Consider the following 16231-nt stretch of genomic DNA (forward strand, 5'->3'; position numbering starts at 1 on the left):
CCCTTTTATAAGTTATAAAAACGAACCGCGTTCTTACCGAAAACTTTTTGTTGTTCTTCTTCTGTAAAGGCAGCGAAATAATCCTGTACAATATCTACTGTTTGCTTGTAGGAGGCCGCCACCAGGCATACTGGCCAATCGGTTCCAAATAGGATCCGGTTCACGCCAAACGCTTCTACTACCGCATCCATGTAGCATTTAAAATCATCTTTCTTCCAGTTCTGCCAATCGGCCTCCGTCACTAATCCTGATAATTTACAATACAGATTTTCATGTTGCGCAATCTGAAAAAGTTCTTCCCGCCAAGGCGCTATCTTCTGTTCTTTTATGGGAGGTTTTGCAAGGTGATCGATTACAAATTTTTGATCGGGCAGTTGGCCAACCAATTCATTAGCATATTTCAATTGGTCAGGGAAGATCAAGACATCATAGGTAAAGCCAAACTGTTGCAAAGCCGCTATACCTTTTTTGAAACGCGGCATCAACATCAGATCTCTTTGGCTTTCGCCTTGCAGGATATGCCGAAATCCCTTTACAATATCAAACTGTTTATAATAGGCTAACCTATCATTAATAGTGTCTGCCTGAAGATCTACCCAACCAACAACCCCTTTGATAAAATCATTTTTGCTTGCCAGTTGAACTAAAAATTCTGTTTCTTTTTCAGACTGGTCAGCCTGCACAGCCACACATCCATCAAAACCATTTTGTGTTAGAAAAGGATGTAAATCGGCAGGCATAAAATCACGTTGCAAAACAGCCATATAATCGGTGATCCAGCTGTCCCTAACTGGATCAAATTGCCAAAAGTGCTGATGGGCATCAATTCGCATACGCCACTACCTTTTGCTTGGATGTACCTAAGCCGTCAATTCCTAATTCTACTACATCACCTTCCTTTAAATACACCTGGGGGTTCATTCCTAAACCAACGCCAGCAGGTGTTCCGGTTGAGATCACATCGCCGGGCAGCAAGGTCATAAACCGGCTAACGTATGAAACAATAAATGGAATTTTAAAAATGAAGTTGGCGGTATTGCCGTCCTGCATTAGCTGGCCGTTTACGCTAAGCCATAAGCGTAGGTTGTCAACATCTGCTATTTCATCCTTTGTAGCCAAGACAGGGCCAATGGGTGCGAAGGTATCACAGCCTTTTCCCTTATCCCATGTTCCATTTCTTTCTAATTGAAATTCTCTTTCGCTAACATCATTATGCAGGCAGTAACCAGCTACATATTCCATAGCGTTGGCTTCTTCTACATAACTGGCTTTCTTGCCTATCACAACAGCCAACTCCACTTCCCAATCTGTTTTTTGGGAGTACATAGGAATAATAATTTGATCATTGGGCCCTGTAAGCGCTGTAGTTGACTTCAGAAAGATCACTGGTTCTGGTGGAAGCGCAGCACCTGTTTCCCTGGCATGATCAGCGTAGTTCAAACCTATGCACACAATCTTAGAAGGTCGTTGAAAAGGTGCCGCAAGAGTGATATCATTTGAGAGCTCTTTTAATTGAGCACTGTCGTTCTCAATAAAGTTTTTTAACCGCTCCAATCCATTTGTCTCAAAGAATACTTCATTATAATCTTCGCCAAAAACCGAAGCATCATAGTAACGTTCATCTATAATAACGCCGGGCTTTTCTTTACCGTTTTCTCTAAAACGTATAAGTTTCATAATTCGTTCTTGCTTATTAATTTCTAAAAATGCGAATTGTAAATCGGCAAATCGACTTTATTCTTAACCAACAATTTTTGTGTATTCAGAACGATTGCGATCTACAGATACTGCCTTAGTTTTAATTGTTCAATTTTATAAACCCTCCATCAATGGGATAATCACAACCCGTAATAAAGGAGGCTTCATCAGAACACAAATACAATATAAGATGAGCTACCTCTTCGGATTTAGCCATACGGCCAATTGGCTGCGTTTTAGAAAGCTTCTCATACATCTCTTTCTCTTGGCCAGGGTAGTTTTGCGCTAAAAAGCCGTCCACAAACGGCGTGTGCACACGTGCCGGAGAGATACAGTTACAACGAACGCCTTCCTTAATATAGTCCCTTGCCACAGATAGCGTCATGGCATATACAGCGCCCTTACTCATGGAATAGGCAAAGCGGTCTGGCAAACCAACATTATTGGCGATGGAAGCCAGGTTAAGAATAACGCCTTTTCCCTGCTGTTTCATCATGGATACAGCAGCTTGCAAACAATTATAGACTCCTTTTACATTGACCTGGTAAACACGATCAAAATCAGCTTCCGAGGTATTTTCTACATTACCGATATGTGCTACACCAGCACTATTAACGAGAACATCAATTTTGCCAATCTTTTCAAATGTATTCTTCACTTCTTGCTGATTGGTTACATTACATACCTGCGCTACCGCTTTGCCGTTTTCGGATTCTATTTCTACAACAGTAGATCGGCACGCTTCATCATTCAGATCTACTACATGTACCTCTGCTCCTTGTCTTGCAAACAGTAATGCCACTGCTTTTCCAATACCGCTTCCTGCGCCTGTAATTACGGCTGTTTTGCCTTCAAGTCTAAACATAACTTCTAAAGTCTTTGTTATTACTATTTTATTAATGTACTGCTTTACACCTATTTTTCAAACGGAGCTTAGTACAGTATTAAAGAGACACGCCTCGTTTCCATGGTATAAAATCGTCCTGTCCCAGCAATACAGACTTGGGAATTATTTCGCCGCTTGCGGCCTTGATACAATATTCCAGGATTTCCTCCCCCATTTCTTCAATCGTTTTTTCTCCTTCAATGATGCCCCCCGTATCAATGTCTATGATATCAGCCATATGCTTTGCCAGCTTAGAGTTCGTCGCCACCTTAATGGTTGGACATACCGGATTGCCCGTAGGTGTACCTAAACCTGTAGTAAAGAGAATTAAAGTAGCGCCCGATGCCGCTTTACCTGTTGTTGCTTCCACATCATTCCCCGGTGTACAAACAAGGCTTAAACCGGGCTTTGTAGCTGGCTCTGTATAATCCAATACATCAACAACTGGTGATGTGCCGCCCTTACGCGCTGCACCTGTTGACTTAATAGCATCGGTAATCAATCCATCTTTGATATTACCGGGAGAAGGGTTCATATGAAAACCTGATCCCACCTTCATGGCCAGCTCGTTGTACGAACGCATTAAATGGATAAAACGATTGGCAACATCCTCATTGGTACAACGATCAATTAACTCCTGCTCGGCCCCGCATAGCTCTGGAAATTCAGCCAGCAGTACTTTGCCGCCTAACCCAACCAAGAGATCAGAAGTATAACCTACTGCAGGATTAGCCGAAATACCGCTAAAGCCATCGCTTCCACCACATTTTACGCCAACACAAAGTGCACTTAAAGGTGCAGGCTCTCTTTCGATTTTATTAACCTCCACCATTTCCAAAAACGTTTCGCGGATGGCATCAAAAATCAACTGTTCCTCACTTTCTGTTAGTTGCTGTTCAAAAACAAGCAACGGCTTATCGAAGTCTGGATTTCGCTTTTTCAGATCTTCTAAAAGCATCTCCGATTGAAGGTGTTGACACCCCAGGCTTAAGATGGTGACACCCGCCACGTTGGGGTGGTCTGCATAAGCTGCCAATAAAGCTCCTAACGTGGCAGCGTCCTGGCGCGTGCCGCCACATCCACCTGTATGGTTAAGAAATTTTATACCATCAATATTTTTGAAAAACCGCTCTTTAGCTTGAGTTGAAACCGGGTTAAAATCGAAGCGCTCTACATTCTTTCCTTCTTTATAAGCTTGTAGCACTTGCTTGGTATACTGCTGGTACTTATCCGATACCGCATAGCCGAGTTCTTTATGCAGAGCCTCTTTTATGATGTCCAGGTTTCGGTTTTCACAAAACACGGTTGGAATAAACAACCAGTAATTAGCCGTTCCAACCCTTCCGTCTTTGCGCTTATACCCATTAAAGGTGCGGCTTTCAAATTTTGAAACATCCGGTGCACTCCATTGATAGTTTACCCCTCTGTAGGCATATTCACCAGCCGCATGCTTGGTATTTGTGGTTGTCATCAAACTACCTTTCTGTATGTTCGTCTGCACTTTTCCAACCAACGCGCCATACATAATCACGTCATCATCAGTGTTCATATCCTGAACAAAGAACTTATGCTTGGCGTTAATGTTCTCCAGTAAGGTAAAAGCTTCACCATTAAAGCTTATCGGCATTCCGGAAGGCAAATCCCTTAATGCCACCAGCACGTTATCGTCTGGGTGTATTTTTAAATACTGTTGCATATTAGGAGCTGCATCCGTCATAATAGTTGCTGTCATTGTATTAAAAGTTCATAAATAGTTTAAATCACATACTTTATCCAAATCTCATTTGCGCTATAAAAACTATTCGGTCAACAAACTTTAAAATTCACAATACGCCAATTCTTATAAAATGGAGGAACCACCAACTTTGATGGATAAAACAATTTTCAGCTGTAGCAATGCAGATGCTGCAACGAATGCAAAAGCCCCAACCATGAGGCTGGGGCATGTAAGCAATAACTTCACTACCCAATTTAGACTTTGAATAGCAGTTGGCCCTGTTTTAACTGACATGGGCATTAAAAACTAACCCTGCCTTTCTCAGCCTCCAAAGCACCTGTCTTATTTCGAGCGGCCTTTAGTTTTTGATTTCCAAACTTATAACTGAAGTTCAAATTGATGCGCCGTCCCTCCCATTCATTTACCCAACGAATGTCTAAGCCGCTACCTATATAATGCGCCCTGTATTGGGATAGGCCCAATAATGTATTACAGTTTAATTTGACTGTGGCTTTATTGTTCCAAAATGATTTCTGCGCACCTATGTTCACTGCATATCCAGACTTCAAATGTGCCAAACCACTTTTTTCCGGCAAACTATAATAACCATCAAGTAACAGTTTCATATTATGTGGCAGTGTGAAACTATGATTCGTAGAGAAATCACCATTAAAAGATCTTGTATCATACGAATAATCAGTAAGGGTGGAAACACCATGACCATAACCAATGCCGATATTGGTTGAAGCAGACCACCATTTGTAAGTAGTAGATGCCATAACATCCAATCGTAGCGCTGACAACTTCCCGGCATTCTGAGGCTTGTTAACTATAACCTTAGTACTATTGTCTTGCAAGATGGTATTAATAATATTGCTGGTGGCCACATAGTAGGAGACTGAAGAAAAAAGCCATTGTTTATAATTGTGCTTTACTTCAAAGTTGTTACTATAGGCTGCATTAAGATGAGGGTTTCCTTCAAACCTTGTATAAGGGTCAATGTAATTAACAAATGGGTTTAAACTGCTGTAACCGGGTCTGCTGATCCTTCTGGCATAGCCAAAAGTCAAGTCACTATTATCACCTAATTTCTTTCTCAGAAATACGGTGGGAAAGAAGTCGAGATAGTTCCGCTTTGTAATTTGATCGTACGTTTTTGAATTACCTCTTGTGGTTGTATGTTCAGAACGAAAACCAATTTGATATTCCAATTCGTTCAACTTGCCTGAATAGGTAGCGTAGCCTGCAGCAATGGTTTCATCTAGTATAAAATGATTAGACACATTGAAATCGGGTGACCAACCTTGAGTAGTAAGGGTATCAGAGATCAGGTTATTATCCGTATTTACGCGGCTAAGTTTAAAACCTAATTCCAGTTTTGAGGTGGCATTCAAAATCTTAGAATAATCTGTTTTAAAGGCAAGTAACTGAACCCGGGCTGGCTGCTGATTAAAAAACACAAAATCATTTCTCAACTTCATCTCATTCTGGTCGTTAAAAACATTCTCATTAAGGCTATGCTCCTTTCTGCTATACAATGAATAGTCCACGTCTACTGCCCACTCAGAACCTAATGTATCTATCGTTTTTTTGAAGTTAATGTTTGCACTGAAGGTGTTTAGGCCTTGTCTTGACTTTTTTATACTGTTGATACTATTCTGTAGCATTTTTTGATCATTACTAAACGAAGATTTATTGGTTGTCACAGTCGTATCCTTATCCACTTCCAGATTGAAGACAAAACCTATCAAGCTTTTCTTGCTGATGTTGTAATCAAGCCCTGCTTTATAACTTTGCCACATGGTCCTCGGGTTCCAATAATTATTTCGATCCTGGTAGCCTATTTCATTGCCGTTAACGATTCTGCTGTTATACGTTAATTCGTTGTAGGATTTACTGTATGAAATACTGCTGCTACCAAATAGGTTCAGGTCTTTACTTCTATGATTTAAGCTAAACGCTGTTCTATATTTTGGATAACGGCCGTAACCTAAACCGATTGAAGCCTGCCCATTTGTTCCATATAGCGTATTTTTCTTTAAGCGTATATTGATAATGCCGCCGTTGCCTTCAGCAGGATATTTGCTTCCAGGGTTTGTGATAAACTCTATGGAAGAAACGGTTTCAGCAGGAAGGTTTTTCAAATATTCCGTCAACTGATTGCCCGACAAAAAGCTCTGTTTCCCATCTATAAAAATTGCAGTAGAAACCCCTTTCATTAATAGGTTATCGTCTTTATCAGTTTTTACAGCGGGCCCTTTCCGGATGACATCAAAAACACTGTTCCCAATGGCAAGCGCATTTCCTTCAACATTCAAAACGATTTTATCTGGCTTCATTTCAAATAGTTTCTTTGAAGAAGTCACTACCACTTCTTTGAGTGATTTTGCCGATGGGCTAAGCGCAATTACAAAAGCTGTATCTTTTTGCAGGACTATATTTAAAGTGGACAAATTATAGCCTACAGAAGTGGTAACAATAGTGTAGGAACCAGGCGTTATCTTTTCAAAATAAAATGAGCCATCAGCAGATGAAATGGTTCCTTTCACCGGCTGTAGCGATGTGTTTTTGAGTATAATGTTTGCAGCATTTATTCCCTTCTGCATTTGGTCAAGTACTTGGCCACGAATTGATACCTGTTGGGCACAAATGGCGGAATTAATCAGGGTAAACGTTATCGTTGCCCAAAGTTTCATATTGACTAATTTTTGACAAAGGAAGACACCTTAGAAAAGTGTCTGTCGTCTTTTCTGCAAACGCCCTATTTAGTCCGACAAAGCCCAAAGAGTAGTTTGCAGATGAAAACAACCCGTTTGCAGATTAAAACAGGAGCAATAAAAAGAATGAATAATTTTAGTGTATGGCAAAACGGTATGAAAGAATAACACACCTCGTGTATTGGGTCTGGTTCATTTTCGCACCACTCGTTTATCAGTACATGTGGCGCGACCCCGTTGAATTCAAAAAACTATTTAACCCTTTAGAAATCTCTCAATTCTTTATAGGCGCAGCCACCTTTTATTTTCAATACTTTTTTGTAATGCCTAAGCTATTTAAAAGCAAAAGGCAAACAGGGGCTGTAGTACTCTGGTCTCTTATTGCGTTGTTAATCTATATTTTTCTCCGCTATGCAGTTGAAGAGCTTTTATATCCCTATTTCTTAGGTGTAAGAAATTATACACTCGGCACAACCTTAACTTACTATGTATTTGATAATATTTACTATGGCGGAAGGTATATTGTAGCTTCTTCGTTAATCTGGCTGGTGGTAAACAATGCTAAAATAATCGAAGAAAGAAATGAATTGCAAAAACAACAGGCTGAAGCAGAAATCAACTTTTTGCGTGCCCAAATAAATCCGCATTTTCTTTTCAATACCATCAATAATATTTATTCGTTGGTATATCACCAATCGGATAAAGCCCTGCCTGCCATACAAAAACTGGGTGAACTAATGCGCTATATGACAACTGATCTGGCAAAAGAAAAGGTGGAACTGGAAAAGGAAATAGAATATTTAAAGAGTTCAATTGATTTGAATGCACTGCGTTATCCCGGTGGTGGCGCTGTAAAAATGAATATATCCGGTGACACTAAAAACAAAGAGATTGCACCTTTTATTTTGCTTCCCTTTATTGAAAATGCTTTTAAATATGGAGTGGCAGATGAGAACAATAAGCCAATTGAAATCGATTTAAATATTGAGGATGAAAAGCTTATATACAGCTGTAGAAATAAAATAAATGATGCCGGCAAAGATGTTGAGAGTACGCGAACGGGACTAAGCAATTTAAAACGAAGATTAAATTTACTTTACCCACAGAACCATATTATTCATACTGGCATTGACGGTGAGTATTACAATGCTGAACTTGAAATCAACTTTAAATGATTAAATGCATTGTAATAGATGATGAACCTTGGGCTCTCGCATTGATCGAGGACTACGTAAAGAAAACGCCTTTCCTGGAATTAATATATAGCACTACAAAGCCAATTGAAGCCATTAATTTTCTCCATGACAACAAGGTGGACCTGGTGTTTTCGGACATTCAAATGAAAGAACTAACTGGCATCCAATTGATGAAAATTGCAGGTGAAAAATGCCGGTATATTCTAACAACCGCGTATAGTGAATATGCAATGGAAGGGTATGAACACAATGTTTTGGATTATCTATTGAAACCAATCACCTATGATAGGTTCTTAAAAGCAGCAGCCAAGGCAAAGGACTACTTCTCTAACAGTTTACCTGTCGCTGCTAATGAAACCAAACAAAAAGATTTTATCTTTTTGAAGACTGACAATCGTTTAGTACGGATACTACTTGAAGACATTCTATTTATTGAAGGATTGAGGGATTATATAAGCGTGCAAACCAAAACCGAAAAACTTATTGTGCTTGAGAACTTAAAAAACCTTGAAAACGAACTACCCGGCAATTTGTTTATGCGGGTACATAAGTCTTTTATAATTGCACTGAATAAGATCGAAATAATAGAACGTAACAGAATTTACATCCGGAAACATATCATTCCCATTGGTGACACCTATAAACCTGTTTTCTTTAATACCGTTGATGCGAACAAATTTGGATAAGAGTGTAAGCTTCTGAATTTCTGGAAAAAATATATACCACTAGAACTGAAAACAATGCGGGGCCTCTTGTTTAAGCTAACAATAAAGGACCCCACATAGAGATGCAGGGTCTTTCCTAAAAGGCAGTAAATAAACACCCTAAAACTTTTATTAAAAAGATTGCAATAAGCAGTTAGCCTGATACTATAAATCTGGTCAGCTACTTCTTTGCACAAACATAAAAGATTAGAATTTCAACTACAAGCTCATCAGTAAAATACGACACAAAATTTTATAATATAGCAAACGCCTTATCAGAAAAGCACAGCTTATTTCATTAGAAGTTCTGGTCGCTGCTTATACACTTTCCATAAGAACTCCCCAAATAACGTATTGGCCCAGGCAAACCAGGTTCGGGTAAACTTCTTTGCATCGTTTTTATGAAAAGACTCGTGCATAAAGCCGGTTCCCCCATGGGTACTTCGCAGTGTTTCTATACAGTTTTTAATTTCTGTGTCACTGTTGCTGGTAATTCCTTGTATAATAAGGCTGATTGGCCAGATCATATCCATGCCGGTATGAGGCCCGCCTATACCCGCTGCCGCCTTTCCTTTAAAGTAAAAGGGATTGCTTTCTGAAAGCAATAGCTTTCGGGTATTGAGATAAATAGGATCATTACTCTTTACAGCACCTAGATAAGGTAAAGCCAGCAAACTGGGTACGTTGGCATCGTCCATCAAGTTAAAGCTGCCGAAACCATTTACCTCATAAGCATACACTTTCCCAAATTGGGGATGATTAATGATAGCATGCTGCTGTAATGACGTTTCAACTTCTTTCGCCAGTATCAGCAGCTCGTTCGCCAGTTGTTGATCTTTTGCTATTTGTAACATCATTTCTGCTGCCTGCTTCAGACTAACAACAGCAAAGAGATTGGATGGAATTAAGAAAGGAAAAACGGTAGCATCATCACTTGGTCGAAACATAGAACAGATAAGTCCTACTGGTTTTACCGGGTAGCCATAACCACCTAAGGGTACACCATCAGTAGCCCATGATGTTTTCCTCTGAAAACTGTAAGGACCACGCCCTTCCTTTCGCTGTTGTTCTTTGAATGTTTGCAAAGTAGCGCGGATCGCCTGTTTCCAGTTGGAGTCAAACGGTGCTGTATCACCACTTACCTTCCAGTACTGGTAGGCTAAGCGAATAGGATAACATAGGGAGTCGATCTCCCACTTGCGCTCATGTACACCGGGCTTCATTTTGGTGATATCAGTCTCCTTCCATTCACTCACCTTATTTTCATCTTTATAAAAAGCATTGGCATAGGGATCTTTTAAAATGCAATGCGTTTGCCGATTGATCACACCGGCAATCAACTGCTGCAATGAGGCATCTTGTTTTAACAGCTGCAGGTAAGGCCATACTTGCGCAGAGCTATCCCGCAGCCACATAGCATCAATATCGCCTGTGATAACATACGTATCGGGCCTACCATTGATCATCTCAAAATCAACTGTAGTATCTAACGTATTCGGCAAGCAGTTCTCAAATAACCACCCCAACTCTTTATTGGCTGTCTTCTGCTTAAACTCATTGATCACTGCTTCCACCGCTGCGCTGTGAAACTTTCGCTTATCAAAGGGTGTGCGCACTACTGGAAAATCATCCCAGCCAGCAGCAAAAGGAATCTTTTGTAGTAGTAGACCAGTAGCCAGTAAACCAGTGTGTTTCAGAAATTCACTCCGTTGCATAAAACTTCTTTTTAAATACTATTAGTAATCAACCCAATTAAAGTTAGCTAGCGGCATTAGTTTACTGCTATGCTTTATCCCTGCAGTACATCACCTCACCCATTCCCAATAAAAATGGTTCTTTAGCGTCTGGCGTCCAAAGACACCCGTTGCTAAAGAACCATGAAGATAGAAGGATAATTTATAGATGCTTTCTGACTTAAATTCGGTCCGTCAGACACATCGCATTTTTTAGTTCAAAATCACTTGCTGTGAAGACGTTTTTCCTAATTGCTTTCCTTCATTAAAACTAGCGGCCTTAATGGTAACGGATTTACGCACTTCAAAGGGCTTGGTATACTTCTTTGCATTCATAGTAGGCTCTGAGCCGTCCAGTGTATAATAAATTTGTGATGTATAGCTATCAGTAGCAAATGTTACAGTTGCTTTGGATGCTGCTGTTTCTAGCAATACGGTAGGACGTACATCGTAAGCACTCTTTGCATAATTGACTCCTAAGGCACTGTAGCGCTGGTATTGCGTTTCCATACGTTGCTTAAAGCCATCCCAGCTTTTCTGACTTGGCTGTGTCCATGCTACTTCAGACAATGCAGCTAAACGAGGCATCAGCATATATTCTACCTGTTGCGTTGTTGGAATGTATTCAGTCCAAATATTTGCCTGCACGCCCTTAATATATACACCTTCCTCTGCAGATAACTCTTTGGGTGTAGGGTTGTAAGCGTATACTTTTTCCAACGTATTATAGCCGCCTATGGCCAATGGTTCTTCAGAAGCCTTGCCTTGGTAGTGGTCAAAATAAAGAGGCGAGTTAGGCGTCATGATCACTTCGTGTTTTTGTTTAGCTGCTTCAATACCACCTTTTTCACCACGCCAGCTCATCACAACAGCATTGGGTGCTAAACCGCCTTCCAGTATCTCATCCCAGCCCATTAGCGTGCGGCCCTTGCTGTTCAAATACTTCTCCATGCGCTGCACAAAATAGCTTTGCAGTTCATGCTCATCTTTCAGGTTATTCTCCTTTTTACGTTGCTGGCAACGGACACATTTTTTCCAGCTTTCTTTTGGACACTCGTCACCGCCGATATGTATCACTTTAGAAGGGAATAAAGGCAGCACTTCATCAATCACGTCCTGCAAGAATGCAAATACAGAATCATTCCCAGCGCAATACACTTCGTTGAACACACCCCAGGTTTGTTGTACTTTATATGGGCCTCCGGAACAACCTAAGGCCGGATAAGCTGTCAATGCGGCTGAAGCATGACCAGGCATTTCAATTTCCGGAATAATAGTGATGTAACGCTTGGCGGCATACTGTACCACCTCTTTAATTTCCTTTTGCGTATAGAAACCGCCATAACGTTTACCATCATTCCCTGTACCTGGGAAATGACCGATGATAGTACCATCGCGATAAGCAGCTACCTCGGCTAGCTTTGGATACTTCTTGATTTCAATGCGCCAGCCTTGATCGTCGGTTAAATGCCAATGGAAAACATTCATTTTATGCAAGGCCAGGTAATCGATATACTTCTTTACAAAATCAACAGGATAGAAGTGACGTGCCACATCCAAATGCATACCACGGTACTGGTAGCGAGGCGCATCATTGATTTGTGCCTGAGGCATGTTTAATGATAAAGACTTTTGAACAGGGAGCACTTGTACTAGTGTTTGCATACCATAAAAAACACCGCTTTCATCGTTGGCTTTTATAGTAATAGTTTCTTTACCAATGCTCATGTGATAAGCACCAGAAACGCTGCCATCTTCTTTGGACCGGCTTAATACAATAGCGTTATTGGCCACTGCCTTTTTGCTGGTCTTCAATGTAAAACCATACACCTCTTTTAGGTAATTATTAAAGAAGTCGGCAGATGGCTGCAATTCAGGTTGTTCAACCACCAACACGGTTTTGGATGTGATGGCGAATGAATCCGGCGCTGAAGAAATAATAACTTCTGCAGGCTGAGGTATAATATTAAGCTGCGAAAAACCTTGCATGGGCAACCATACTGAACCCAGCATACAAACAATCTTAGTTAACGTTCTAAACATAATAAATTAATATAATCGTATATGAGAAAAAACAAGTTGTAATGGCATTAAAAAGCAATGCTATGAAAGAATGTATATATGGCATTTGCCACGATACTCCTACCGATGAACTATCTATAATCTTATTTAACGCAACGAAATCCGGTGTGCTCCATACCTGTATCAGGTGAGGTTTTCATTCGGGAGCTTGCGCGGTATCCTTTGCAATAAGATGCGTTGCATAAGAATGAGCCACCACGAATGGCCTTTTTAGGAACGGTTGGCTCCATGGAATCGAAACTCTGGTTAGGGCCTTTTGGATTATTTGCTATTTCGGCTGCACTTTGCTGGTAGTACCCTTCATTATACCAATCATTACACCACTCCCACACATTACCCGCCATATCATACAAACCATAAGCGTTCGGCGCAAAGGATTTAACGGGGGCAGCTCTTTCAAAATGATCCCACTGCGTATTTAAATTGGGGAATTGTCCCTGCCAGGTATTGGCCTTAGGACTACCCGCTTCTACATCCTCATTACCCCAGAAATACTTTTGATTTTGCGCCCCGCCTCTTACAGCATATTCCCATTCAGCTTCTGTAGGCAATCGTTTTCCTGCCCATTTTGCATAGGCAGTTGCATCGAACCAACTTACGTGTACTACGGGATAATTTTCTTTTCCCTTAATGCTACTACCGCGCCCTTGCGGATGTCTCCAATCGGCATCTTTAACCCAACTCCACCATTGCGTAATATCTGTGAGTGGCACTGCGTGAGCCGGAGGCGTGAACACTAATGAAGCTGCCACTAACAAGCTATCAGCCGGCTTGGGCGTACCAGAAGGCAGTTGCTTTTTCAGCTCTTCCCAATCCGGCGCTTGTTCTGCTGTAGTTACATAACCAGTAGCTTTTACAAAGGCTTCAAATTGCGCATTGGTCACTTCAGTTTCATCCATCCAGAAACCATCAACTTTCACTTTATGTTGCGGATATTCATCCGGTCTTCCTTCATTGTCAGCAGCGCCCATCAAAAAGTCTCCACCTTTTATATAAACCATTCCCTCTTTTGAGAATTCGCCTGCAGCTACTTCCTGATCGACACCAGCTGTAACACCAAAGCGCGAAGGCACATGGCTTTCACAAGACAGCAAGCTGTCTTTTTCAATGGCTGCTTCTTGTACCGGTGCCGAGTTACAAGCACTCAACACACCCAATACCATCAGGCCCGATAGTATATGAACACTTTTATACTTAGTTCTCTTACTCTTCATAGCGATATCTGAATTTTATTACGATGCGTCAACAACCCTTTTAGTTATTAAATGTAACATCTCCTTTTATAGGATCCATTGCCGCTACACTTTTCTTTATTCTTGATTGTTTACCCATCGATCCGTTACGATCCTTTTGAATACCGATGCTTTCAAAAGGAATGGATTTGAATTCCGGCAACTGCTTATAAACTGCAGCATTAGGTTTTAACCCAAAGTTTCCAGCTGCCCAATCTACAAATCCCGGATCAACAGCTGTGATCCAGTTATTTCCTAAACGCGCCCATGTAGCTTTGCCGTTGTGCAAGGTTCCCACATTCACAAACACGTTGTTCTCAATAAAGTTACGTTTTGGAAGACCTAGTGAATCATTGAAATAATTAACGAGCTCTGGATAGGAAGAAGAATAAGGAGGCTGTTTAAAATGTACTGCTTCTAATCGTTGTTCAAAAAGACCGTTTTTCTGCACAAAGGATTTAGCCCAGCCGATTAGTCTGGCATCCAGATGTAAGGCCAATGGACAGTCAATAAAAATATTATTGCGGTAATGATTATCATTTCCGCCACCGATCATAATGGTGCGCGAGCCAGCTTTGTAAAAAATATTACCTGTTACCTCCATGCCACAGGCACCATCGTCATGATAAATGGCCATGATCATTCCATCGTCATTGCCGATGTGATGAAAATAGTTGTTGATGATTTTGTTGCCCTGTTCACTTGGGTCGCGGCCATAATATACAGCCCCCATATCATGCCCATCAGTAACGGCATGATGAATCATATTCCGCTCAATCAGATGATTGTTACCATGCAGAAGAATAGCGCTGCCTGGACAATTAAATATTTCATTGTTGCGAATACTATTTCCTACACCATCAATATTGATCCCTGCTTTATAAGAGCGTTCAATGCGATTGAAATCATGTATGCTACAATTGACCACTTGATTATTACCACTTTCCAGCGTTAACCTGTTCCCTCCTCCCAAACTAATTCCACCCGAACCGGTATTGTAAATATGACATCCGCTGATTGTATGTCCAGTACCGGCATCGCGGTTAAAAACGGTATTATCATATAAGGTGGCGTATAAGCCGCCTACTACTTCAGACGCAGGTTCTAAACCCGCCTTTTGCCATATCTCACCAGCTGGTTTTGTTCCTTTCCCAATACAAACACCTAGCTGTCCCAGGTTTCGGATGGTGCAGTCTTCTATGCGGTTACCGCTGCCTCTTTCCATATAGACACCCATTCCACGCGAACATTCAAAAATGATGTTCTTAAACACCACATGCATCGTATTCTTCAAAACCAGTAGAGGCGTTTCTAATAGAGAAAGCTCAATAGAATTCAGTTTGCCGGCAGGTGGATAGAAATACAAAATGCCAGCATTTCTGTCAACACAATACTCACCTGGTTGATCAATTTCTTCCAGCAAGTTAAAAGCATACCAACGCTGAAAGGTTTTGCCACCTTCAAAGCCGTACTGCGTTTCTTGCTGTGTAGTAAACGTTTTATTGACGGTATCGATCCTGGCAATACGTACGGCATCATCGGCATAACCATACCGGAAAAATCCTGAGATCCAGATTTCATTTGCTTGCGCCCACCGTTGTGGACGATGCACATCATACGTAAAAATGCCACCACGCTTTGAATAGTCGCCATTTCGGGGTATTGAACCTGCATCCAGCACTTTCCCAATAGGCACCATACTATCATTTGGCCAGCGAGAAAGAAGCATTGCCTGCTTATTGCAAAACAACTCCATAGCAGAAGGCGTATAGAGTCGTCCAAAGCCTTTGGGCTGCATAGTTCCCAAATCACTAATACCAAGCGCCTTCAGATCTACCTGCAACACATACTTCCTGGCCTCTGGTACCATACGGTCTAAAATAGCTTTATCCTTTATTTTAACTGCCTTAGTAGTGGGCACGGAGATACCTCCACTAAAACTGACCGCTTCACCCCGATAGGCGCTATAAACAATCGGCGCTCCATCATGGCCAGAATCCAAACTATCCAGTCGTAGACTTTCTTTAAATGAATACACGCCTTGCCGGAACAGAACCGTAATAGAATCAATAGGATGATTCCTAACATATTCTCGAACAGCCAACCTTGCCCTTTGCAGCGTAGCAAATGGCTTTGACATACTACCTGCAGCTTTATCGCTACCAGTTAACGCTACAAAAAACCGCACGTGTTTTTGAGCGCCTGCTGCAAAAGGCAAGGCGAGTACCAACAAGAAAAGCGACTGAAATAATTTACGTAAAAACAA

11 protein-coding genes are annotated in these 16231 nt (G+C 41.1%); 2 read left to right on the forward strand and 9 right to left on the reverse strand.

The features are described 5' to 3' along the window. Positions 1-5: 5 nt before the first annotated feature. From SY85_RS13690 to SY85_RS13710, 5 genes are all read right to left on the reverse strand, one after another. Positions 6-833 carry an amidohydrolase family protein gene (locus SY85_RS13690; RefSeq protein ID WP_066405382.1) on the reverse strand — a complete coding sequence of 276 codons (828 nt, stop codon included), beginning with the start codon at positions 831-833 and terminating at the stop codon, positions 6-8. Beyond that, complete coding sequence (locus SY85_RS13695; protein ID WP_066405383.1) at positions 823-1677, reverse strand: fumarylacetoacetate hydrolase family protein; 855 nt, start codon at positions 1675-1677, stop codon at positions 823-825. The genes SY85_RS13690 and SY85_RS13695 overlap by 11 nt, the downstream gene beginning before the upstream one ends. Before the next feature lie 121 nt (positions 1678-1798). Further along, on the reverse strand, positions 1799-2563 hold the full coding sequence (locus SY85_RS13700) for an SDR family NAD(P)-dependent oxidoreductase (RefSeq protein ID WP_066405385.1): 765 nt from the start codon (positions 2561-2563) through the stop codon (positions 1799-1801). Between the two features lie 79 nt (positions 2564-2642). Then, positions 2643-4316: a UxaA family hydrolase gene (locus SY85_RS13705; protein ID WP_226998832.1), complete on the reverse strand. Its 1674-nt coding sequence runs from the start codon at positions 4314-4316 to the stop codon at positions 2643-2645. A gap of 284 nt (positions 4317-4600) precedes the next feature. Beyond that, the gene (locus SY85_RS13710) at positions 4601-6997 is read right to left on the reverse strand and encodes an outer membrane beta-barrel family protein (protein WP_066405387.1); all 2397 of its coding nucleotides are present in this window, start codon (positions 6995-6997) and stop codon (positions 4601-4603) included. A 164-nt stretch (positions 6998-7161) separates the two neighbouring features. Here SY85_RS13710 and SY85_RS13715 point away from each other — a divergent pair, with 164 nt between their 5' ends. Together SY85_RS13715 and SY85_RS13720 are read left to right on the forward strand one after the other, a co-directional pair. After that, positions 7162-8193 (forward strand): sensor histidine kinase, encoded by a 1032-nt coding sequence (locus tag SY85_RS13715; RefSeq protein ID WP_066405389.1) that lies wholly within the window; start codon positions 7162-7164, stop codon positions 8191-8193. Continuing rightward, positions 8190-8900: a LytR/AlgR family response regulator transcription factor gene (locus SY85_RS13720; protein ID WP_066405391.1), complete on the forward strand. Its 711-nt coding sequence runs from the start codon at positions 8190-8192 to the stop codon at positions 8898-8900. Before SY85_RS13715 ends, SY85_RS13720 begins: the two co-directional genes overlap by 4 nt. A gap of 308 nt (positions 8901-9208) precedes the next feature. Here SY85_RS13720 and SY85_RS13725 read toward each other — a convergent pair whose 3' ends face one another. The 4 genes from SY85_RS13725 to SY85_RS25460 all read right to left on the reverse strand — a co-directional run bounded on the left by SY85_RS13725 (position 9209) and on the right by SY85_RS25460 (position 16231). Further along, entirely contained in the window at positions 9209-10633 is a 1425-nt protein-coding gene (locus tag SY85_RS13725) for a glycoside hydrolase family 125 protein (RefSeq protein ID WP_066405392.1), read from the reverse strand. Between the two features lie 231 nt (positions 10634-10864). After that, positions 10865-12694: a beta-N-acetylhexosaminidase gene (locus tag SY85_RS13730; RefSeq protein WP_082886441.1), complete on the reverse strand. Its 1830-nt coding sequence runs from the start codon at positions 12692-12694 to the stop codon at positions 10865-10867. A gap of 122 nt (positions 12695-12816) precedes the next feature. After that, on the reverse strand, positions 12817-13947 hold the full coding sequence (locus SY85_RS13735) for a formylglycine-generating enzyme family protein (RefSeq protein WP_066405394.1): 1131 nt from the start codon (positions 13945-13947) through the stop codon (positions 12817-12819). A 40-nt stretch (positions 13948-13987) separates the two neighbouring features. Next, positions 13988-16231 (reverse strand): right-handed parallel beta-helix repeat-containing protein, encoded by a 2244-nt coding sequence (locus SY85_RS25460; protein ID WP_066405396.1) that lies wholly within the window; start codon positions 16229-16231, stop codon positions 13988-13990.

The organism is Flavisolibacter tropicus, assembly GCF_001644645.1.
In the GTDB taxonomy this organism is placed as follows: Bacteria; Bacteroidota; Bacteroidia; order Chitinophagales; family Chitinophagaceae; genus Flavisolibacter; species Flavisolibacter tropicus.

Bases quoted from the DNA above. Each gene is read 5' to 3' on its own strand.
- SY85_RS13690 (WP_066405382.1), bottom strand. From the start codon at position 833: ATGCGAATTGATGCCCATCAGCACTTTTGGCAATTTGATCCAGTTAGG.
- SY85_RS13695 (WP_066405383.1), bottom strand. From the start codon at position 1,677: ATGAAACTTATACGTTTTAGAGAAAACGGTAAAGAAAAGCCCGGCGTT.
- SY85_RS13700 (WP_066405385.1), bottom strand. From the start codon at position 2,563: ATGTTTAGACTTGAAGGCAAAACAGCCGTAATTACAGGCGCAGGAAGC.
- SY85_RS13705 (WP_226998832.1), bottom strand. From the start codon at position 4,316: ATGACAGCAACTATTATGACGGATGCAGCTCCTAATATGCAACAGTAT.
- SY85_RS13710 (WP_066405387.1), bottom strand. From the start codon at position 6,997: ATGAAACTTTGGGCAACGATAACGTTTACCCTGATTAATTCCGCCATT.
- SY85_RS13715 (WP_066405389.1), top strand. From the start codon at position 7,162: ATGGCAAAACGGTATGAAAGAATAACACACCTCGTGTATTGGGTCTGG.
- SY85_RS13720 (WP_066405391.1), top strand. From the start codon at position 8,190: ATGATTAAATGCATTGTAATAGATGATGAACCTTGGGCTCTCGCATTG.
- SY85_RS13725 (WP_066405392.1), bottom strand. From the start codon at position 10,633: ATGCAACGGAGTGAATTTCTGAAACACACTGGTTTACTGGCTACTGGT.
- SY85_RS13730 (WP_082886441.1), bottom strand. From the start codon at position 12,694: ATGTTTAGAACGTTAACTAAGATTGTTTGTATGCTGGGTTCAGTATGG.
- SY85_RS13735 (WP_066405394.1), bottom strand. From the start codon at position 13,947: ATGAAGAGTAAGAGAACTAAGTATAAAAGTGTTCATATACTATCGGGC.